Origin of the sequence: Pseudomonas frederiksbergensis, from assembly GCF_003732275.1 — a bacterium.
GTDB classification, from domain to species: Bacteria; Pseudomonadota; Gammaproteobacteria; order Pseudomonadales; family Pseudomonadaceae; genus Aquipseudomonas; species Aquipseudomonas frederiksbergensis_H.
In genome coordinates this window covers 1-19,291 of sequence record NZ_MOBM01000042.1, presented here as the reverse complement: position 1 = coordinate 19,291, position 19,291 = coordinate 1, and the positions used below count along the sequence as shown (strand labels likewise).

General features: G+C 57.9%; 17 protein-coding genes. 8 read left to right on the top strand and 9 right to left on the bottom strand.

Annotated elements, in window-relative coordinates:
- The first annotated feature begins 91 nt into the window (after positions 1 to 91).
- From BK662_RS32990 to BK662_RS32980, 3 genes are all read left to right on the top strand, one after another.
- Positions 92 to 394: a hypothetical protein gene (locus BK662_RS32990; RefSeq protein ID WP_123361057.1), complete on the top strand. Its 303-nt coding sequence runs from the start codon at positions 92 to 94 to the stop codon at positions 392 to 394.
- Between the two features lie 93 nt (positions 395 to 487).
- Positions 488 to 1,615, top strand: a complete 1,128-nt coding sequence (locus tag BK662_RS32985; RefSeq protein WP_123361056.1) for a hypothetical protein — start codon at positions 488 to 490, stop codon at positions 1,613 to 1,615.
- Positions 1,616 to 2,001: 386 nt separating this feature from the next.
- Entirely contained in the window at positions 2,002 to 2,301 is a 300-nt protein-coding gene (locus BK662_RS32980) for a hypothetical protein (protein ID WP_123361055.1), read from the top strand.
- A gap of 75 nt (positions 2,302 to 2,376) precedes the next feature.
- Here the strand turns inward: BK662_RS32980 and BK662_RS32975 are convergent, their stop codons facing one another.
- The 4 genes from BK662_RS32975 to BK662_RS32960 are packed head-to-tail and all read right to left on the bottom strand — an operon-like array spanning position 2,377 to position 8,269.
- A complete protein-coding gene (locus BK662_RS32975) occupies positions 2,377 to 4,566 on the bottom strand; it encodes a Tle2 family T6SS lipase effector (RefSeq protein WP_123361054.1) in 2,190 nt (729 codons plus the stop codon).
- A 12-nt stretch (positions 4,567 to 4,578) separates the two neighbouring features.
- On the bottom strand, positions 4,579 to 5,349 hold the full coding sequence (locus BK662_RS32970) for a hypothetical protein (protein ID WP_311196296.1): 771 nt from the start codon (positions 5,347 to 5,349) through the stop codon (positions 4,579 to 4,581).
- On the bottom strand, positions 5,346 to 6,200 hold the full coding sequence (locus BK662_RS32965; protein WP_123361053.1) for a DUF4123 domain-containing protein: 855 nt from the start codon (positions 6,198 to 6,200) through the stop codon (positions 5,346 to 5,348). Before BK662_RS32965 ends, BK662_RS32970 begins: the two co-directional genes overlap by 4 nt.
- On the bottom strand, positions 6,197 to 8,269 hold the full coding sequence (locus BK662_RS32960; protein WP_123361052.1) for a type VI secretion system Vgr family protein: 2,073 nt from the start codon (positions 8,267 to 8,269) through the stop codon (positions 6,197 to 6,199). Before BK662_RS32960 ends, BK662_RS32965 begins: the two co-directional genes overlap by 4 nt.
- Before the next feature lie 211 nt (positions 8,270 to 8,480).
- Here BK662_RS32960 and BK662_RS32955 point away from each other — a divergent pair, with 211 nt between their 5' ends.
- Positions 8,481 to 8,834: a DUF1493 family protein gene (locus tag BK662_RS32955; protein WP_123361051.1), complete on the top strand. Its 354-nt coding sequence runs from the start codon at positions 8,481 to 8,483 to the stop codon at positions 8,832 to 8,834.
- Positions 8,835 to 8,987: 153 nt separating this feature from the next.
- Here the strand turns inward: BK662_RS32955 and BK662_RS32950 are convergent, their stop codons facing one another.
- From BK662_RS32950 to BK662_RS32935, 3 genes are all read right to left on the bottom strand, one after another.
- The gene (locus BK662_RS32950; protein ID WP_123361050.1) at positions 8,988 to 10,529 is read right to left on the bottom strand and encodes a phosphoenolpyruvate carboxykinase; all 1,542 of its coding nucleotides are present in this window, start codon (positions 10,527 to 10,529) and stop codon (positions 8,988 to 8,990) included.
- A gap of 179 nt (positions 10,530 to 10,708) precedes the next feature.
- Positions 10,709 to 11,611, bottom strand: coding sequence for an Hsp33 family molecular chaperone HslO (hslO, locus tag BK662_RS32940; RefSeq protein ID WP_038978495.1), 903 nt, complete (start codon positions 11,609 to 11,611; stop codon positions 10,709 to 10,711).
- A gap of 226 nt (positions 11,612 to 11,837) precedes the next feature.
- Complete coding sequence (locus tag BK662_RS32935; protein WP_007903079.1) at positions 11,838 to 12,245, bottom strand: Hsp15 family ribosome-associated heat shock protein; 408 nt, start codon at positions 12,243 to 12,245, stop codon at positions 11,838 to 11,840.
- 214 nt (positions 12,246 to 12,459) lie between these two features.
- On the opposite strand from BK662_RS32935, the gene rimB reads away from it, so the two are divergent.
- Entirely contained in the window at positions 12,460 to 12,939 is a 480-nt protein-coding gene (rimB, locus tag BK662_RS32930) for a retropepsin-like aspartic endopeptidase RimB (RefSeq protein WP_007903080.1), read from the top strand.
- Positions 12,936 to 13,841, top strand: coding sequence for a 30S ribosomal protein S6--L-glutamate ligase (gene rimK, locus BK662_RS32925; RefSeq protein ID WP_008005189.1), 906 nt, complete (start codon positions 12,936 to 12,938; stop codon positions 13,839 to 13,841). The genes rimB and rimK overlap by 4 nt, the downstream gene beginning before the upstream one ends.
- Positions 13,842 to 13,944: 103 nt before the next feature.
- Here rimK and BK662_RS32920 read toward each other — a convergent pair whose 3' ends face one another.
- Entirely contained in the window at positions 13,945 to 15,258 is a 1,314-nt protein-coding gene (locus tag BK662_RS32920; RefSeq protein ID WP_123361049.1) for an ATP-binding protein, read from the bottom strand.
- Positions 15,259 to 15,370: 112 nt separating this feature from the next.
- Complete coding sequence (gene ompR, locus BK662_RS32915; protein WP_007903084.1) at positions 15,371 to 16,111, bottom strand: osmolarity response regulator transcription factor OmpR; 741 nt, start codon at positions 16,109 to 16,111, stop codon at positions 15,371 to 15,373.
- 360 nt (positions 16,112 to 16,471) lie between these two features.
- Between ompR and BK662_RS32910 the strand changes: the two genes are divergently transcribed.
- Together BK662_RS32910 and BK662_RS32905 are read left to right on the top strand one after the other, a co-directional pair.
- Entirely contained in the window at positions 16,472 to 18,796 is a 2,325-nt protein-coding gene (locus BK662_RS32910) for a Tex family protein (protein WP_123361048.1), read from the top strand.
- Positions 18,796 to 19,179, top strand: a complete 384-nt coding sequence (locus tag BK662_RS32905; protein ID WP_123361047.1) for a PaaI family thioesterase — start codon at positions 18,796 to 18,798, stop codon at positions 19,177 to 19,179. The genes BK662_RS32910 and BK662_RS32905 overlap by 1 nt, the downstream gene beginning before the upstream one ends.
- Positions 19,180 to 19,291: the final 112 nt, after the last annotated feature.

The window sequence follows — 19,291 nt, the reverse complement described above, 5'->3', positions numbered from 1 at the left end:
TCGCCACGGCCCTCTATAGTTTCCGACGCGGCTGAAAACACTGTGCCGGCCTGCCAGCGAGACTGCACGACTTCCCACAGGACTGACCTCGATGAACACGTTCCAATCGTTAACAGACCGCTATCGCCCGCTCAAAACCAGCTACAGCGATACCCCCGTGTTGGTCGTCGACACCGAAGCCAATCCTCACGAGATTCTCGACGCCTCCCTGCAACGCATCCGCGCCGCCAGCGACCTGCTCGAAACGCTCTATTGCCTGTGCTTCAAACAGGCAGACGTGAAAGATATTCCCAATATCATCAATGCGCTTTACTTATTAACCCAAGACGGCTGCGAACTTCTTGAAACCGCCAAACAACTAATAAAGTCGCCAGACAAAAACAGCAACCCATGACACCTCACACAAAAACAGCAACAACCAATCACTTCACGCCTCGAACAACACAAACTAATGTGCCAGCTCTTACATTAAACAAGAGCAACACAAATGACTGTATTAACTATTTTCTTTTGCGGCACCGGTTCCACCAAATTTGACAATAGCAACGCCAACTTCTGGGACGGCGAACTGGTGTCGACACTCGCCTCCCACCATCTTGGCCGTGAGTTCGCCGAATGGATCGTGGTCGACGGCCCCGGCAGCGGTAACCTGCAAGCCGACGATCTCTTTACCAAGACCAAGGAGTACGGCCTCAGCGGCACACTGTTCGGCAAAGGCTGGGAGCAAAACGTCCAGCATGCGATCAACATCATCAAAGGCCAGTGCAGCTGGCAGCGCGAGCAACTGACCGAAGCAGAATACAACCGCCTCAAAGCGGCCGGCATCCCCATCGAAGACGTTAAAGTTGAAGGCTCGTGGTTCTGGCGCAAATACAACTATGGCGATCGCAGCGTGACCCAGCAGGCGTTGCAAGAACAGATCATCAAAACCTTCCGCAAGGACGGTGTTATTCCCACCCAAGTAAACCTGGTCGGCTGGAGCCGCGGCGGCATTAGTTGCCACATGCTGGCCAACGCCATGTTCAAGGACAGTGAACTTAAAAACATCCCGGTTAATATCTTTGCCATTGACCCGGTTCCTGGTATTGGCAACTTTCAGGATGACAAGGTCAAACTCGGCGCCAACGTCAAAGAGTATGTAGGTTTCTATGCCCGAGACGAACGCTCGAAAGGTTTCAGCTGCGTTATTCCGCAAACCGCCACCGGCACCAAAACCCACATTTACCCCATGGCAGGCCGCCACGCCACCATGGCTGGCAATGCCTCCCCCGACGGCGTCAACGGCCCGAAAACCCTGGCTGAACCGGGCCGGATCGTCCGCCACTTCGCCGAAGTCTGCCTCCGACGCTGGGGCGTGCAACTGGACAAGCCGTTGAACCTGACCCATGCCGATCTGGAGAACCTCGGCAAAGCCATGGTCGGCGACGAAGCGAAGTACCGGCTGATGCACAAATACTCTTACACCTACTTCACCGAGCTGGATCAAGGCGAACGCTATGTTTCGCTGGGCAGCCAAGGGGTCAACTTCTCGGCGGTGAAAGGCACGATCTATACGCCGGCGACTGGGCTGACGACTAGCGTGCTGGATGTTGCGGCGTATCGGCATATTTGTTGACGTGATGGGCGCGGGATGGCGGAAAAGCGCGAGAAATTTCGTCGCGAAAAATCCTATAGAAACGGCCTAACCAAGGCTCATCCCGTTCCTACAAGCGGGGACTCCTTGTCGTCTATCGTTGCCCGATGACTCACACCTATAGTCGTGACCGTCACTGCCAAATCAGAGACTCGGGCTTGGTCACCCGAATAGAGAACTCATTTCGCTTCCGTTGTATGCTGCGGCACCTCAAGTGCTGCACGCTATATGGTGGCTGTGTTCGGGACGCCTTCGGGCGTACCGGCAAAGTGAGTTCTCACCGGTTTGACCAACCCGAACACAGTCCGCCTCCCATCGCTTGGTCACGATGTCGGCGGTTTCTCCCGATGCACTTGAGAATTCTCACTATGAATAAATGGAATCCGCTTACAAATATTCGCTACATCCCTCTCAACACCAATCTCACCGATTCCCCGCCCCTGATCATCGACACAGAGGCCAACCCCCAAGACATCCTCGAAGCCGCCCTCCAGCGAATCCGAGCCTCCAGTGATCTCCTCAAAACCCTGCACTGCGTTTGCTTCAAACACGGCGACGTCGAAGACATTCCCCACATCACCCACGCGCTCTTCCTGTTAACCCAGGACGGCTGTGACCTGCTGCAAGTCGCCCAACAACGCATGATGAATTGGAAAGCCCCAACCTGACCTGACGCCACGCACTAACAGGCAAGCCGCTCCCTTGTATGAGCTAGCTTGCCTGTAATAGAGAAAATTGTTGCCTCAAATGAACGAGTCGATATCCAGCGTGTAAGGCGTGCCAATCGAGTGGCCATGGATGGCAGACAGCAGCTCATGTTCTGCGTCGGATTTGGGAACACGGGCCAGTTGTTCGGCCTCGTTGTTTTCTGGGTGGGCGTTCCAGCGAAGCAGATTTTCTGCGAGGGCCTCGGGCTGGTCGGCAACTGAGCCGTAGATGTCCTTTTCGGTCACCAACCTGTAGCGAAGGGTGTCCAGACGCGCGCGGGTCATTGCGATCTTGTCGATCTCAAGCATCAACGCTCCCGTCGTGTGCTGATGAGTATCGCGATATTTGAGGGTTTGGCGATCCAGCTCACTCGCCTTTTCACGCGCCTGCCCGGTCACTCGCACCAGCGCACCGTCGATTAATGCAAACTCCCGCTCGGTAACCAGGGACCGCCTGGACGCTTGCGATTCTTGCCACCGGCGAAGCGTGGCCCAGCAACAAGGAATGTAGCTACCCGTCATCAAGTGATTTTTCGCACTCAGAATTTGCGACAGCAGCGCAGGCCGCTCGGGAAGGCCATTTTTTTGCTGCAGCATCACCTCGCAGGCCGCGTGCTGGGTGATGGTGTCACAACCAGGCTCCCACAAAATCGAGGATCGCTCCTTCCTCGAAAACTCCACCGGCATGAAGTGGAACAACTTGCCATGGTGCCCATAGGGTTCACCCTTCAGATTCGTAATACCTGCAACGAAGACAGAAAGGCCCGCCGGCACGTTGACGAAGGTTAAAGCCAGGCCTGAGGTGAACACACCCGCCTTGGTGTTCATCCAGGTGCCGGGCACGCTCGGCACCGGGTCGTTGTGGTTGACGATGCGGTAATGCACCAAGGATGCTGCGCCTTTTATGAAACTGGCGTCACCGGCGCGGGGGGCGCCGTAGGTGTAGAGCTGGATGTTGTAATTGAAATCCTGTTCTCGGCGCAGTAATTCGGAGAGCAAAAGCGTTACTGCACCCCCAAGGCTATGGCCGCAAATGATCAGCTTTTGGCCAGCGTAGAATTTGTCGAGATACCGCGTTACGAAGGCATGAGCTTTTTTTGCCGCCTCGTAGAAGCCTCGATGCACCTGGCCTTCGCCTTCAGCAAACGGGACTTGAAAAGCATCGGCGTCCCGAAGTCCATCAGCCATAAGTTCATAGGTGCCGCGCACCGAGATCAGGATTAATTCATCGTTGTGAGTGATGAAGGCTTGAGTATTGGTGGCACCGGCCTTGTCCTTCGAATCGTCGAGGAAGTGAATACTGGCTGGAGTTTCCTGATTCTCATCCAGCTCAGGATCGTTCGCTTTATAGAGTTCAGGATCGAACGGCGCGATTTCCAACCGTTTCGAATACGGCACATCTTCATACAGCGGGTAATGGCGACTGTTTTGCCCAGGGTCGACCTTCCATATTTCATCGAACTTGGCCAAGGCGTCGCCAAACCAGTTACCCATGCTTGGCTGCAATGGAAAGCTCAAACCACCTTTTTCCACTGGGGGTTTGTCAGGTTTTTGGCCAAAGGGGCAATAGCTCAAGGTCGCCATAAGGGCGAGTTGATAGAGGTTCAACGCGCAAAATTCGGAACGGGTGGACAGCATCGGACGCAATGCTCGCAGCGGTCGAACTTCCAGAACGGTATGTTGCTGCGGTAAAAGTGCGACACCTCGTCGGCCATGCCTACCCATGATCCTCGAAGCGCCCTGGCTGGGCGGATAATGGCGTTCGACCTCGGGAGGTAAGTGTGCGACGTGCTTAACCAGATGCCGTACTTCTACCTGATAGTAAGCAGCGGCACAGGCTTGGGCTGGATTTTTGTCAGTACGAGAACCGTCCTTGTTTCGGTAGCGAGTTTGTTCCGCTCTTACTTGAAGTTCAGATATGGGGAGCCCATAAGAACGCCTGCCCATTAAGCGCGCATAAACTTCAACACTACGGTCATGCTCATCATCGAAGGTTAGAGCGATTGGGCCCGCGAAGTGGTTGCTAACTTTACCGACACCCGTGACGTCTAGATGACCTCTGTAACTTTGACCCTCCGAGTCAATCACTTCGTAAGCCAACCCAGCATAAGGCTCGCCATCGCCCATCTCGTTCACGAGCTGAAAACTGGACCATTGCCCTTGCGCTGGGCATGCAAGCATATGATTACCTAGCGGTGATTCAAACTGTTTATCCAGTGTGGCCATTCGAACCTCTCCTTATTCTGTGCAGGCGGGGTAGACCGTGCATTTCCGACCATCAGGCATCATGAAATCTGTAAATCGGGGAGGTATCACACAGAACTCTTCGTTCTGTGTTCCCCATCGACCAGTGCATGGACGCCAGCCTTCCGGGGTTCTTAGCCACCAACCGTCGTAGTAAGGCAGCTCCTCATTCACCAAACTGACCTTCATCTTCACAGTTCGACCCGGCAGCTGATCAAGGGTGTACGCCGAAAACGGACGCCCGCGATCCAGCTCGCCCGCTGCATCCGTCTTTTTGCAATCGAGAAGTTTTACTATGCGTCGCTTCGGCCCCATCGTCCGAAACAGCCATTGGCATTGCCCGTAGAAGATGCTTTCACCACGCTCATTGAAGGTCCGTTTATATTGATCCTCCAGCTCCTCTCTAATAACGATGCCTGCCGTATCAACTCCAACATCTCGTCGAGCTGTGCCATAGACGGAATTGATCTCCAACTTGATCCGAGTCACCACCAACGGACAGCCACTGACCGTTCGGTAAAACAAAATTTCAGAGTCGGGCTGATAAGTTTCACGCCACTTTCTGTTGAAGCCGACTTCGGTGCCTCTACCCCCCGGCACCGTGCATGTCTCACCTTTGGCAGGTTCGTAAACCGCAATGGCCTGGTACGCAAAGCCGGGAGGCAAGTCGGCAGTAAAGGTAAACGTATCCGACTTGCCAATCGCGCAGCCCGCCGTCATCCCGAAACCACAACCCAGCACTGTCAGGAGAAAAATGTCCCTCACAATGGCCCCTCTTTCTGCCAAAACTTCATGGCCTGACAAACCCGTTCAAAGTGCTCCATCGGGCTTTCACCGGTCATCACCGGCCACTGCGTCGCCAGTGAATCACCCGGCGCTTTCAAGCTCTGAATCAGCAAAAACTCCAACTGTTCAGGCGTCAGCCAGCCCCACGCACGGGCCAAGGCCAACTGCGTGCCCAGCCACATCTGCGGGTCATGATGCTCGGCAAGATGCGCGTAGGCCTGAGTGTGCTCCGCGAGCAGATAGCGATGAGCATTGGCTTGAAGAATGTCCATCAACTGGGATTCGGGGAGGGGAACATGCAGCCACAATGGATCGTCAGGCACAGGGTATGGAGCCGGTGCCGGATTGTTGACCACGGCCCAGCGCTGCCCCTGCCAGTAACACACACTGACAGCGGGCCCCAGATACTCGGGATAGGCCTCCTCCGGCAAGTGCTCGATCGCACGACTCAAAACGCGATTGTCGTGAAAACGATAAATGGCCTGATGAGGCCGCATACCGGTCAGCAGGCGATCACGCCAATGCCGGACCAACACGGGCAACTCTCCTTTACGAATACTCGCCAGCCAGCCCCAGTTGCGCTCCGGAACATTGAGCAGATCATTGATGCTTGCATCGCGAAGGTTGTCGACGAGGAACATGAACGGGCCGACATCGGCCAATTCGGCGACCGTGGTTTCGCTGTAAACGCGCTGGTAATAATCAAACGGGCTGGTTTTCAGCAAGGCCTGACGCATCTCTCGCTCGTCTTGCGAGTCGAGGATCAGGCACAACGAACGACCAAGACCGAACTGCTCCGCCATCCATTGACGCGGCTGTGTGTGAGTCATGTCGCTCTCCCTGACGTCAGGCAAACGCCATCCCTGCAGGCCTCGCAAAGTGGGCACAAATCTGTACCCGAGGCTTTACTGGCCGCCACGAGTGCGTGCTGGGAAGGCGCGATCAGAGGCGGCAACACAGACGGCTCCAACAATGCCTCAAGCATCCCGGGCATCAACGGCGTGGCAACGATTCCCGCAACAGGAGCCCCGCCCGGTTGCATCTCGCTGCTGCTGTAAATCCCGGCAGCGCCAATCACGATGTGCTGGTCACCGGCTTCCAGAGTGAGGCTGTCCCTGGCACTCAGCACCACGTGAGCGGCGCTCAGATGGATATGCTGGCCAGCGGCAACCACCAACGCCTCACCGACCTGGGTGTGACTGCTATTGGCAACCTGCAGATAGTCATTGGCCTTGAGCTGAACCTTGCGATCCGCGGTGATGGTTCGGTGCTCTTCGGCTTCCAGCACAGCGATGCTGTTGCCCTTGATGGTTTCCCGGCGCTCGTTGCCTACTTCCAGCCGGCTGTCGTTCTCGACCCTCTGCTCCATGTCGCGCTGGGCGCGCAGGTAAATCAGTTCCTGGCCGGTCCGGTCTTCGAGGTGCAGTTCGTTATACCCCGTGCTGCCCGGCGAACTACGCGAGCGAAACACGCTACGGGTTTTGTTCGCCGGCAATTCATAAGGCACCGGGTTGGTGCTGTTGGGCACACAACCACTGATCAATGGTCGGTCAGGATCGCCGTCCAGAAAGGTGACCAGCACTTCCATCCCGACCCTCGGAATAGTCACACCGCCGTGGCTGTCACCAGCCCAGTTGGAGGACACGCGAATCCAGCAACTGCTTTTGTCGTCGGCCTGCCCTTCCCGATCCCAGAAAAATTTCACTTTGACTCGACCGTACCCGTCGCAGTAAATCTCTTCGCCTTCCGGGCCGGTGACCAGCGCCGTCTGACTGCCCGGTATTCGCGATTTTTTATAGTTCTTCCGCGAGCGGTAGAACACATCCCATGGGGTGGCGACAAAGGTGTTCCGATACCCCTGAACAAAACCCTCCACCCGCCCGCTGGTATCGCTGGTGATGTTTTCTTCCAGTACTTGGGGCTGCTTGGCTTCATGGTGAACGTGAGTCAGTAACCACAGGTCGTTGCACTCCTGCTCCGGATGGTCGAGCAGTTGCAGAAAGTGTCCAGTCACCAACATTGGCTGATCGCTGTTGCCCTCGGCTTGAAAGTAATCAGCGCGATGACACTCAAGTGCTCGTCGACTCAGCTGTTTACCGTGCTCTCGTTGGGTGAATCGCCCCGGGTAGCCGTAGTCTTCCAGGTCCGGATGAACCTCTTCCGTGAAGGGTTGGTAATCGGACTCCAACACAATGTGCGCCCGCTTGAAATCGTAGTCACGGCGAGTGACACCGCTGGGGCGCGTCTCCAGTCGCTGATCAAATTGTTTGATCACCGGATCTTCGGCGACCATGCCGTTGTCGGGTTTGTAAGCGGTGGGTCGCGAAAGCTTGGGAAACACCGTCTGGTCATCACCCAGCACCAACACGTGGCCGATGTATGAGTGCCTGAAGTGGTAGTGAAGCCCCTCCTCCTGACACAGACGCTGGATGAAATGCAGGTCAGTTTCGTCGTACTGGACGCAGTATTCACGCGGTGGGTAAACCGCATTCAACCGGATCTCAAAGGCATCGCCCTGGATGCCATGCTCCGCCAGAATCTGCGAAATGATCTGCGGCACAGTTTGCTGCTGAAACATTCGCTGATTGGTGCGGTGACGCAAATAGGCGAGCTGCGGAACGAGCGTTATCGAATAACGCGTCAACCGTTTACCGATCTCACCCTTTAAAACGCGGTAAATCTGCCCATTAAGGCCATTGCCCTGCTGGTCAAACGCCAGAAATGCCTGTTTATGCATCAGGCTTTGAAGGTTCAGATCCGGGCGTTCGCTGACCAGCGATATATCGATGGCATAGGGCGTGCTGATCTCTTCGTCGCCAGAAAAAGCGAGCACCTGAAGGCTGTGATCAAAGTCGTGAACGGTCAGGGTGAAACGAGTGTGGTGGGTCGAGTCGAACATCCATTTTCCCTTCGGCTAAGGGCGCTCCTCCATGAGATCGCCCTGATGCAAAGGCTCTTACGCTAACAAATGCAAAAAAACGAAGATGTAGGACGTAACGTAGGAACCTTCCCAAAGTTGTAACGGGGCTGAAACAGCTGAGCCATTCGAATGCCGTCACGCTCAAGTCCATGCAATCATCCCCCATCGCATGCACTCCACGGACAGCACCATGAACCTCGCCCCCAATTTCCCAGACGATCACGCCATGCACCTGCTCATGCAGCTGCTGCATGAAGAACTCGGCCTGCCCGAACGCAAAACCATCAGCCTCACCACCTCGATCAACTTTGACCTGGGCTGTGACGGTGCTGATGCGCGGCATTTGATGGAAGCGCTGGAAGAACAGTTTGGGATCGACTTCGTGGACTACGACGCTTATCGCTACTTTCAGCCGGAAGGGTTTGATGTGTTTCTCAAGCGCAGGGCGAAGGGTCGTGGCGACAAAGTCCCGCTGACCGTCGGCATGCTCTATAAAGCAGTCAAGAAGCAACGGTGGGACACGCGGGAAGTGGAAGAGACCTAGTGGTTCAAGACAGCAGAAGTGGCATTATTCTGGCTGTTTAGCGTGTTTACTGCGGGAATATTGCCAGTTCTGTCTCGTAGAGAACTGAATCGCGCCCACAAAAAAAGCCGCCCCAAAGGGCGGCTTTCTCTTACCTCAAACCACTACCGATTCTTACAACTTCGGCCCAGCAGCCTTGATCGCGTCGCTCACATCGAACTTCTTGAAGTTCTCAACAAACAACCCAGCCAACGCTTTAGCAGCCTCATCATAAGCAGCCTTGTCAGCCCAGGTATTACGTGGGTTCAACAGGCCAGTCTCAACGCCCGGCACAACCAACGGAACGTCCAGGTTGATGGTGTCGAGGTGTTCGGTTTCAGCACCGATCAACGCGCCGCTCTGGATCGCTGCGATGACGCCGCGAGTGGTCGGGATGTTGAAGCGTTTGCCGACGCCGTAGCCACCGCCGGTCCAGCCGGTGTTGACCAGGTAGACTTTGGAGCCGAAGCCGCGGATGCGCTTGATCAGCAGCTCTGCGTATTCGCCAGCCGGACGCGGGAAGAATGGTGCGCCGAAGCAGGTGGAGAAGGTCGACTTGATGCCGCTGCCGGAACCCATTTCGGTCGAGCCCACCAGTGCGGTGTAGCCGGACAGGAAGTGGTAGGCCGCTTGTTCTTCGCTGAGGATCGAGACTGGCGGCAGGACGCCGGTCAGGTCGCAGGTCAGGAAGATCACAGCGTTTGGCTCGCCACCGAGGTTCTTCTCGGAACGCTTCTCGACGTGCTCCAGCGGGTAGGCTGCGCGGCTGTTCTGGGTCAGGCTGCCGTCGGCGTAGTCAGCCTTCTTGGCGTCGTCCAGCACAACGTTTTCCAGGACTGCGCCGTGCTTGATGGCTTTCCAGATGACCGGCTCGTTCTTCTCGGACAGGTCGATGCACTTGGCATAGCAACCGCCTTCGATGTTGAACACCACACCTTCGCCCCAGCCGTGCTCGTCGTCACCGATCAGGTAACGGCTTTCATCGGCAGACAGGGTGGTCTTGCCGGTGCCGGACAAACCGAAGAACAGGGTCACGTCGCCCGCTTCACCGATGTTGGCAGCGCAGTGCATTGGCAGCACGTCGGCGGCCGGCAGCAGGAAGTTCTGCACCGAGAACATGGCTTTCTTCATTTCACCGGCGTAGCGCATGCCGGCGATCAGCACTTTCTTCTGTGCGAAGTTGATGATCACGCAACCGTCGGAGTTGGTGCCGTCACGCTCTGGCACGCACTCGAAGTTGGCAACGTTGAGGACCTGCCACTCGTCACGGCCAGCCGGGTTGTACTGGGCTGGGTTGATGAACAGGCAACGACCGAACAGGTTCTGCCAGGCAGTCTGGGTGGTCATCTTCACGGCCAGGTAGTGCTCTTCGGCAGCACCTACGTGCACGTGGGAAACGAAATGCTCTTGCGCGTTGTTGAAGGCCTCGACGCGAGCCCACAGGGCATCGAACTTGTCGGCCGGGAACTTGCGGTTGATCGGGCCCCAGGCGATGGCGTCCTGGGTGGTCGGCTCTTCAACGATGAAACGATCGACTGGCGAACGGCCGGTACGGTGACCGGTGCGAACAACCAGCGCGCCGGTATCGGCAAGCTCGCCTTCACCGCGACTCAGGGCTTCTTTAACCAGATCATCAACACTCAGATCGGTGTACACGGCGTTATTGGCTTGCGTCATGAGGTTCCCCGTCGGCCAGTGGCCGAGTGCTCCAAACGTTTTGTAGTAGAAAGTCGTGCACTACTACCGCGAAAAAAGTGGGCCGGATTATGCCAGAAAAGCCCAAAAAGTGTAGGGCCCTCCGGTCAGAACGGCGTTATTCCGGCGTTAAGCAGTGAATTTACCTGTACTGAAACGTTTTAGTGACGGGTATCTGACGGCGTATCGACCCCTGCACCAGCAAACAATTGGGTGATATCGGCCGCGTCGAACAGGTAACGTTCGTTGCAAAACTGGCAATCGATCTCCACGGCGCCACCGTGTTCGATAACGAGTGCCTGGGCATCATCCAGACCCAAACTGACCAACGCATTGCCCGAGCGTTCCCGAGAGCAGCTGCAATGGAAACGTAGGTTCTGCACGTCAAACAGACGCACCTGTTCTTCATGATAGAGGCGATGGAGCACGGTTTCGTTGTCTAGGCTCAGCAATTCATCGGCCGTCAGCGTGCTGGCCAGGGCGGTGATGTGCTGCCAGCTGGCGGCGCGTTCTTCTTCGTCTTTCAGACGGTCGGCAGGCAATTGCTGCAGCAACAGGCCACGGGCACGACGGCCATCGGCGTATAGCCAGAAGCGCGTGCCGACCTGCTGAGACATGACGAAGTAGTTAGTGAAGCACTCCGAGAGAGTTTCGCCGTCGAGGTCGACGATGCCTTGGTAGCGCTGGCCCTGAGTCGGGTCGACGGTCAGCGCCAGCACGCCATTGGGCATCAGGTCGGCGAGGGTCGCATCCGGGGCAATCTGGTCGGCTTCGTAACGAGCCAGGCCACGGATTTCACGCTCGCTGGAGCACTCGATCATCAGCAGCGGCACCGGGCCTTCGGAACGGGCCTGAAGAATCAGCAAGCCATCGAACTTCAAGGTGCCAACCAGCAACGCTGCCGCCGCCATCAGCTCGCCCAGCAGTTGCGCGACCGGCTCTGGATAGGCGTGTTTGGCGAGGACTTCGGCATAGCTACGCTCCAACCCAACCAGCTCGCCGCGGGTGTCGCTGTCATCGAAGATGAAGCGTTGGGTGTAGTCGTTATCCGATAGATTGGTCATAGGTCTGGGTATCTGAAGTGGTGACAAAAAAATGAAAATCGCGTCATTTCCGCATTTTTGGGCGGGAAAAGTTCAGCCGTAAGGGCATTTTATGAACAATCCGGGGTTGTTCCAAGCAAGGTCAAACCTCGGTTTTCGACGAACGGCGTTTTCACTTTGCCGTTGTCGAGTACACCCATATGGCTGCACAGGTGCGCGATTGCAAGTCTGCGCCCGACGGCGATCACTACTCGTCGTTGCTGTTACCGCGAAACTTGAACAGATCCCGACGCTGCTTCTTGCTCGGTTTGCCATCGGTGCTCACGCCCAACGCCCCGGCCTTGCGCATGGCCGCAGCCGCTTCACGTTTGGCAATGCTGGCCTCGGTTTCAGCATAGAGAGCCTGAGCCTCCGGCGCGCCACGACGCACGATCGACAGCGCCTGGACCACCACCGTGCGCTCCTCGAAGCCGGTGCGAATCTGAAACTCGTCGCCGACCCTCGGCTCCTTGCCCGGCTTGCAGCGCTCGCCCCGGCAATGCACCTTGCCGCTCTCAATCGCAGCCTTGGCCAAGGCACGTGTTTTATAAAAACGCGCGGCCCACAACCATTTATCGAGACGGACCTTGTCGTCCTCTTCGCTTTTTTGTGCCATCGGATGACCTCATTCTGAAATATCGATGAACTGTACTACCGTTTCTGTCGTGCCATGAATCATCACGCTGTGGATTAGAATGCAGGCATTCCCCCGCACATTGAGGGATGGAAATTCGGGCAGTAGATATCTGTCGCCTTTTACCCATTATTCTGCGTGAATACCGCGAATTCGGCCGCACGCGGTCTGAGCGGTTTTTGCCGGTTGAGCACTTTTGAAGACATTTGACCATTTGACCGTTATCGGTCTGCGCGAGTGGGTGGCGCTCCCGGATTTGGGAGTCGCGGGCCTTCGGGCAAAAATCGACACCGGCGCCAGCACCTCCAGCCTGCACGCCACCGACATCGAGCCGTTCGAGCGCGATGGGGAACAGTGGGTGCGCTTTACCGCGCACCTGGGCACCGTAGTGCAACTGCGGCACCGGCGTTGCGAAGCCCCGCTGGTAACGAGGAAAACCATTAAAAGCTCCAATGGCCACGCGCAGATGCGCTATGTGGTCAGCACCACCCTGGCCCTCGGTGATCGGGTCTGGCGGGTCGAGTTCACCCTCGCCTGCCGCAAGTCCATGCGTTATCGCCTGTTACTCGGTTCCAAAGCCCTGATCGACGGCCAGTTGGTGGTCAATCCGGGCATTAAATATGTACAAGACAAGCCGGTGTTCCCGGTATCTACCTTCTCCACAGGTGTTGCATGAAGATCGCTGTGCTGTCGCGGAACCCGCGTCTGTATTCCACCCGTCGTCTGGTCGAAGCCGGTATGGAGCGTGGCCATGAAATGGTGGTGATCGACACCCTGCGCGCCTACATGAACATTGCCAGCCACAAGCCGCAGATCCACTACCGTGGCAAACCGCTGGAGGGTTTCGATGCAGTGATCCCGCGGATCGGCGCATCGGTAACGTTTTATGGCTGCGCGGTGCTGCGCCAGTTCGAAATGATGGGCGTGTTTCCACTCAACGAATCGGTAGCCATCGCCCGTTCGCGAGACAAACTCCGTTCGCTGCAATTGCTGTCGCGCCGGGGAATCGGTTTGCCGGTCACCGGCTTTGCCCACTCGCCGGATGACATTCCCGACTTGATCGAGATGGTCAACGGCGCGCCGCTGGTGATCAAGGTGCTGGAAGGCACCCAAGGCATCGGTGTGGTGCTGTGTGAAACGGCCACGGCGGCGGAGTCGGTGATTGAGGCGTTCATGGGCCTGAAGCAGAACATCATGGTTCAGGAATACATCAAGGAAGCCGGCGGCGCGGACATTCGTTGCTTCGTGGTCGGCGACAAGGTGATCGCGGCGATGAAGCGCCAGGCCAAGCCGGGGGAGTTTCGCTCCAACCTGCATCGCGGTGGCAGTGCGAGCCTGATCAAGATCACGCCGGAAGAACGCATGACCGCGTTGCGTGCGGCGAAGGTCATGGGGCTGGCGGTGGCGGGGGTGGATATCCTGCGCTCCAATCATGGCCCGCTGGTGATGGAAGTGAACTCGTCGCCGGGGCTTGAAGGGATAGAAACCACCACCGGGAAGAATGTGGCGGGGATCATCATTGAGCATCTGGAGAAGAATGGCGGGCCGAATATGACGCGGACTAAAGGTAAGGGTTGAGCCTGAAAAGATCGCAGCCTCGCTTCGCTCGACAGCTCCTACGGGGGATCGCATTTACCTGTAGGAGCTGTCGAGCGAAGCGAGGCTGCGATCTTTTCAGCCGTTAAACCGCATCCCGCGGCAACATCAACCCAAGCGGCAACCGCACCCGCGCTTCCAACCCACCGCCGGAGCGGTTGCGCAGCTCCACATTCCCGCCGTGCATCGAAGCGATCCGCTTCACGATCGCCAACCCCAACCCGGTCCCCTTCCCGCCCCGAGCCCGGTCACCACGGGTGAACGGGTTGAAGATCGCCTCCAGCTCCGACGGATCGATCCCCACGCCACGGTCCATGACGCTCAGCACCACATACGGCGCACTGGTGTCCCCGGACACATAGGCCGCCACTTCGACGCCGCTGCCGGCATGATGCAGAGCATTGCCGATCAGGTTGTTCAGCAACCGCTTCATCGACACCCGACGCAACGGGAACGGCTGAATCGGTTCCAGGCGCAAGTGCACTTTCTCTTCATTCTGGTTGTACGGCGCAGCGACTTCGCGAACCAACTCGCTCAGATCCACTTCTTCCACCGACTCGTCACGTCCGTCACGAATGAACGCCAGGAACTGGTCGAGAATCGCATCCATGTCCTCGATGTCGCGCACCATATCGTCGGTCAGGTCACTGTGATCGCCCATCAGTTCCAGAGACAGCCGCAAACGGGTCAGCGGCGTGCGCAGGTCGTGGGATACCCCGGCCAGCATCAGCTCGCGTTCGCGCCCGGCCTGTTCGACATCCTCGGCCATCTGGTTGAATGCGCGGTAAACCTCGGTCATTTCGCTCGGAGTGTCGCTGATCGGCAGGCGCACACTGCGACCCTGACCGAGTTGCCGTGCGGCATAGACCAGACGCTTCAAGGGTTGATTGAGCTGGCTGACGAAAATCCACGCCGAGGCGGTGGACAACAAACCAATGGCGAGGAACCAGCCGAGCACGTTCCAGATTTTCTGGCCGCGCAATGGATGCGGGTATAGCGGCACTTTCAGCCAGCCATCGCCCAGGCTGGGCGCCCGGACCCACAGCGCCGGCGGTGAGTGCATGCGTAATCGCACTTCGGTGTCGGCACCCAGTTCAGCCTGCATCTGTCGCTGGTAGATCTCGCTGTAGGGCCAGTGCTGTTCGCCTTCCGGCACACCGGCACCCACCACCCGGATCAGGGTCGCAGCATCGGCGATCTTCGTGCGGTTTTCTTCATCGGCGGCCCAATAGGCGCGCAGCGTCAGGGCGACGCCGTGGCTGTATTGGCGATCCACCAGCACATCTTCGTTCATCAACAGATAAACCAGGGTCAGCGCCTTGGAGAACAGGACGACGATCAGCACCAGCCACAGGGTGCGGGAGAAGAAGCTCTGGGGGAACCAAACAGGGGTTTTCATGGGTAACCGCTACACACTTGCAGGAGCGAGCGATGCTCGCATATTGCGGATCGCGAGTCTGCGGGAAAGGTCATCTGAGCCATCCGCAAGACCCGCTCCTACAAATCACCAATCACTTCGTGGCGGCGCCATCCGGAACGAACACGTAACCCACGCCCCAGACGGTCTGGATGTAGCGTGGTTTGGACGGATCGGGCTCGATCATCCTGCGCAGACGGGAAATCTGCACGTCGATGGAACGCTCCAGGGCATCCCACTCGCGGCCACGGGCCAGGTTCATCAGTTTGTCGCGGGTCAGTGGCTGACGCGCGTTCATGACCAACGCCTTGAGCACCGCAAACTCACCGGTGGTGAGCATATGCACTTCGTCGCCGCGCTTGAGTTCGCGAGTGGCCAGGGACAGTTCGTAGTCACCGAAGGTCACGCTTTCGTCTTCGCTGCCCGGTGCGCCCGGCACCGGTGCCGCCTGACGCCGCAGAACCGCTTTGACCCGAGCCATCAGCTCGTCCGGGTTGAACGGCTTGGCCAGGTAATCGTCGGCGCCCAGTTCCAGGCCCTTGATGCGGCTAAGCTCATCGCCCTTGGCGGTCAGCATGATGATCGGAATCTGATTGTTTGCCGTGCGCAGGCGGCGGCAAGCGGTCAGGCCGTCTTCGCCGGGCAGCATCAGGTCGAGAACGACCAGGTTGAACACTTCACGCGCCAGCAGGCGGTCCATTTGTTCAGTGTTCGGTACGGCGCGGGCACGGTAGCCCTTGCTGACGAAAAAGCGTTCCAGCAGGCTGCTCAGCCCAGGATCGTCGTCAACAATAAGAATTTTTTCGCCTTCAGCAATGTTTGCAGTGCTGCTCATTGGATGCTCCTTTGATCTCGGCGCGCATTATGGCGTAGCTGCCGTTATACGCACCGTGTGCATTGTTAGCAGATTTTTCCTTCACCGCCAGAAAACCGGGCATTGTGCCTACAACCAGCGATGCCCCCGAATGGACAGAACGCTGGTTATAATGCGCGGCCTTTTGTGTCAGGCAACGTCTGATCGTTACTGTAAGCAGCCGCTTTTTTTTCATGGCGCTGGCAGTAATTGTTCGATTTCACGGGTCAACGGGAAGCCTGTTGGCTCAGGTAGCGGCGCACGCCAGGCCGCTCAACCAGACTCGCCGAGCCTTTATCTCTGCGCCTGCGAGCCTGCTTTCACAATTTGTCAGGTGGTTTTATGGACAGCATCAACAGCCGCATCGCCGAGGAACTCGGCGTCCGCCCACAACAGGTCGAAGCGGCCGTCGCGCTACTCGATGAAGGCTCTACCGTTCCCTTCATCGCCCGCTACCGGAAAGAAGTGACCGGCAGCCTCGATGACATCCAGTTGCGCCATCTGGAAGAGCGTCTGCGCTACCTGCGAGAACTCGACGAACGGCGGATCAGCATCCTTGCCAGCATTCAAGAGCAGGGCAAACTGACCCCGCAACTCGAACGCGACATCAAACTCGCCGACACCAAGACCCGTCTCGAAGACTTGTACCTGCCGTACAAGCAGAAGCGCCGCACCAAGGGCCAGATCGCCCTGGAAGCCGGCCTCGGCGAGCTGGCCGACGGCCTGTTCAACGACCCGACCCTGACCCCTGAAGCCGAAGCCGCGCGCTTCATCGACGCCGAAAAAGGCGTGGCCGATGTGAAAGCCGCCCTTGAAGGCGCCAAATACATCCTCATGGAGCGCTTCGCCGAAGACGCTGGCCTGCTGGACAAGTTGCGCAACTATCTCAAGCAGGAAGCCACCCTCAGTGCCCGCGTGATCGCCGGCAAGGAAGAAGAAGGCGCCAAGTTCCGCGACTACTTCGAACACGACGAACCGCTGAAAAGCATGCCATCGCACCGCGCGCTGGCGATTTTCCGTGGCCGCAACGAAGGCATTCTGAGTTCCGCGCTGAAAGCCGGCGATGAACTGCCGGGCACCATGCACCCGTGCGAAGGCATGATCGGCCAGCAATTCGGCATCCAGAACCAGAACCGTGCCGCCGACAAATGGCTGGGCGAAGTGGTGCGCTGGACCTGGAAGGTCAAGCTCTACACCCACCTGGAAACCGACCTGCTGGGCGAACTGCGTGATGGAGCGGAAACCGAAGCGATCAACGTGTTCGCGCACAACCTGCACGACTTGCTGCTGTCGGCTCCGGCCGGCCCGCGTGCCACCCTGGGCCTCGACCCGGGCCTGCGCACCGGTTGCAAGGTCGCCGTGGTCGATGCCACCGGCAAGCTGCTGGATCACGCCACGGTTTACCCGCACGTACCGCACAACAAGTGGGACCAGACCATCGCGATTCTGGCTGCCCTGTGCGCCAAGCATTCGGTGGACCTGATCGCCATCGGCAACGGCACTGCCAGCCGTGAAACCGACAAGCTCGCCGCGGAGCTGATCAAAAAATACCCAGCCATGAAGATGACCAAAGTCATGGTCTCCGAGGCCGGCGCATCGGTGTACTCGGCGTCGGAACTGGCCTCCAAGGAATTCCCGGACCTCGACGTATCGATCCGTGGCGCGGTGTCGATTGCCCGTCGCTTGCAGGATCCGCTGGCTGAGCTGGTGAAGATCGATCCGAAATCCATCGGCGTCGGCCAGTACCAGCACGACGTGTCGCAGCTGAAACTGGCACGCGGCCTGGACGCGGTGGTCGAGGACTGCGTAAACGCCGTGGGCGTCGACGTCAACACCGCTTCCGTGGCGCTGCTGGCACGTATTTCCGGCCTCAACGCGACCCTGGCGCAAAACATCGTCAGCCACCGCGACGAGCACGGCGCCTTCAAAACCCGTGCGGCGTTGAAGAAAGTCGCGCGTCTGGGTGAAAAAACCTTTGAGCAGGCTGCGGGCTTCCTGCGCGTGATGAACGGTGACAACCCATTGGATTCGTCCGCGGTTCACCCGGAAGCCTATCCGCTGGTACAGCGCATTGCCGCTGAAACCGACCGTGACATTCGCTCGCTGATTGGCGACGCAAGCTTCCTCAAGCGTCTCGATCCGAAGAAGTACACCGACGAAACGTTCGGTCTGCCGACGGTCACCGACATCCTGCAAGAGCTGGAAAAACCCGGTCGCGACCCGCGTCCCGAATTCAAGACCGCCGAGTTCCAGGAAGGCGTCGAAGACCTCAAGGACCTGCAGCTGGGGATGATCCTCGAAGGCGTGGTCACCAACGTGACCAACTTCGGCGCCTTCGTCGACATCGGCGTGCATCAGGACGGTTTGGTACACATTTCCGCGCTGTCGGAGAAGTTCATCAAAGATCCACGCGAAGCGGTGAAGGCCGGTGATGTGGTCAAGGTGAAGGTCATGGAAGTCGACATTCCGCGCAAACGCGTTGGCCTGTCGATGCGCATGAGCGATACCCCGGGCGAGAAGATCGACGGTGCTCGTGGCGCGCGTCCGGGTTCGGCAGCACGCCAATCCCAGAACAGCGCACCGCGCAAGGAAACCACGGCAGCGGCCCCGGCCAACAACGCCATGGCCTCGCTGTTCGCCAACGCCAAACAGTTGAAGAAACGTTGATGGAGATCCCGGCCGGCTTGACCGAAAGCGCGTTTTTCAAGCTGCTGGGGTGTCGCTTGCACAGTCTGGAAGCCGGGGTAGCGCAAGTCGCCCTGGCGCTTGAGCCAGAACTGCGCAATCGCGGCGGTAAACTGCACGGCGGCGCTTTGTTCAGTCTGGTGGACATTGCCATGGGGCTGGCGTGTTCCAGCACCCATGGCTTTGACCAGCAGAGCGCAACCATCGAGTGCAAGATCAACTACATCCGCGCCGTCGCCGACGGTGAAGTGATGTGCACGGCGCGGGTGATCCACCCGGGCCGCCGCACGCTGGTGGTCGAAGCCGACGTGAGGCAAGGCGACAAACTCGTCGCAAAAGCACAAGGCACGTTCGCTGTCCTGTAGATGAATGCCATCATTTTGAGTTAATTTCAGCGCAACGAATCCTGTGGGAGCGAGCCTGCTCGCGATGGCGGTGTGTCAGTCAACATATGCGTCGTCTGACACACCGCCATCG

Excerpts from the sequence above, each read along its gene's own strand:
- BK662_RS32950 (WP_123361050.1), bottom strand. The coding sequence starts at position 10,529 with ATGACGCAAGCCAATAACGCCGTGTACACCGATCTGAGTGTTGATGAT.
- BK662_RS32910 (WP_123361048.1), top strand. The coding sequence starts at position 16,472 with ATGGACAGCATCAACAGCCGCATCGCCGAGGAACTCGGCGTCCGCCCA.
- hslO (WP_038978495.1), bottom strand. The coding sequence starts at position 11,611 with ATGACCAATCTATCGGATAACGACTACACCCAACGCTTCATCTTCGAT.
- BK662_RS32985 (WP_123361056.1), top strand. The coding sequence starts at position 488 with ATGACTGTATTAACTATTTTCTTTTGCGGCACCGGTTCCACCAAATTT.
- BK662_RS32990 (WP_123361057.1), top strand. The coding sequence starts at position 92 with ATGAACACGTTCCAATCGTTAACAGACCGCTATCGCCCGCTCAAAACC.
- BK662_RS32960 (WP_123361052.1), bottom strand. The coding sequence starts at position 8,269 with ATGTTCGACTCGACCCACCACACTCGTTTCACCCTGACCGTTCACGAC.
- BK662_RS32920 (WP_123361049.1), bottom strand. The coding sequence starts at position 15,258 with ATGAAAACCCCTGTTTGGTTCCCCCAGAGCTTCTTCTCCCGCACCCTG.
- BK662_RS32935 (WP_007903079.1), bottom strand. The coding sequence starts at position 12,245 with ATGGCACAAAAAAGCGAAGAGGACGACAAGGTCCGTCTCGATAAATGG.
- BK662_RS32975 (WP_123361054.1), bottom strand. The coding sequence starts at position 4,566 with ATGGCCACACTGGATAAACAGTTTGAATCACCGCTAGGTAATCATATG.
- BK662_RS32955 (WP_123361051.1), top strand. The coding sequence starts at position 8,481 with ATGAACCTCGCCCCCAATTTCCCAGACGATCACGCCATGCACCTGCTC.
- BK662_RS32905 (WP_123361047.1), top strand. The coding sequence starts at position 18,796 with ATGGAGATCCCGGCCGGCTTGACCGAAAGCGCGTTTTTCAAGCTGCTG.
- BK662_RS32980 (WP_123361055.1), top strand. The coding sequence starts at position 2,002 with ATGAATAAATGGAATCCGCTTACAAATATTCGCTACATCCCTCTCAAC.
- BK662_RS32965 (WP_123361053.1), bottom strand. The coding sequence starts at position 6,200 with ATGACTCACACACAGCCGCGTCAATGGATGGCGGAGCAGTTCGGTCTT.
- ompR (WP_007903084.1), bottom strand. The coding sequence starts at position 16,111 with ATGAGCAGCACTGCAAACATTGCTGAAGGCGAAAAAATTCTTATTGTT.
- rimK (WP_008005189.1), top strand. The coding sequence starts at position 12,936 with ATGAAGATCGCTGTGCTGTCGCGGAACCCGCGTCTGTATTCCACCCGT.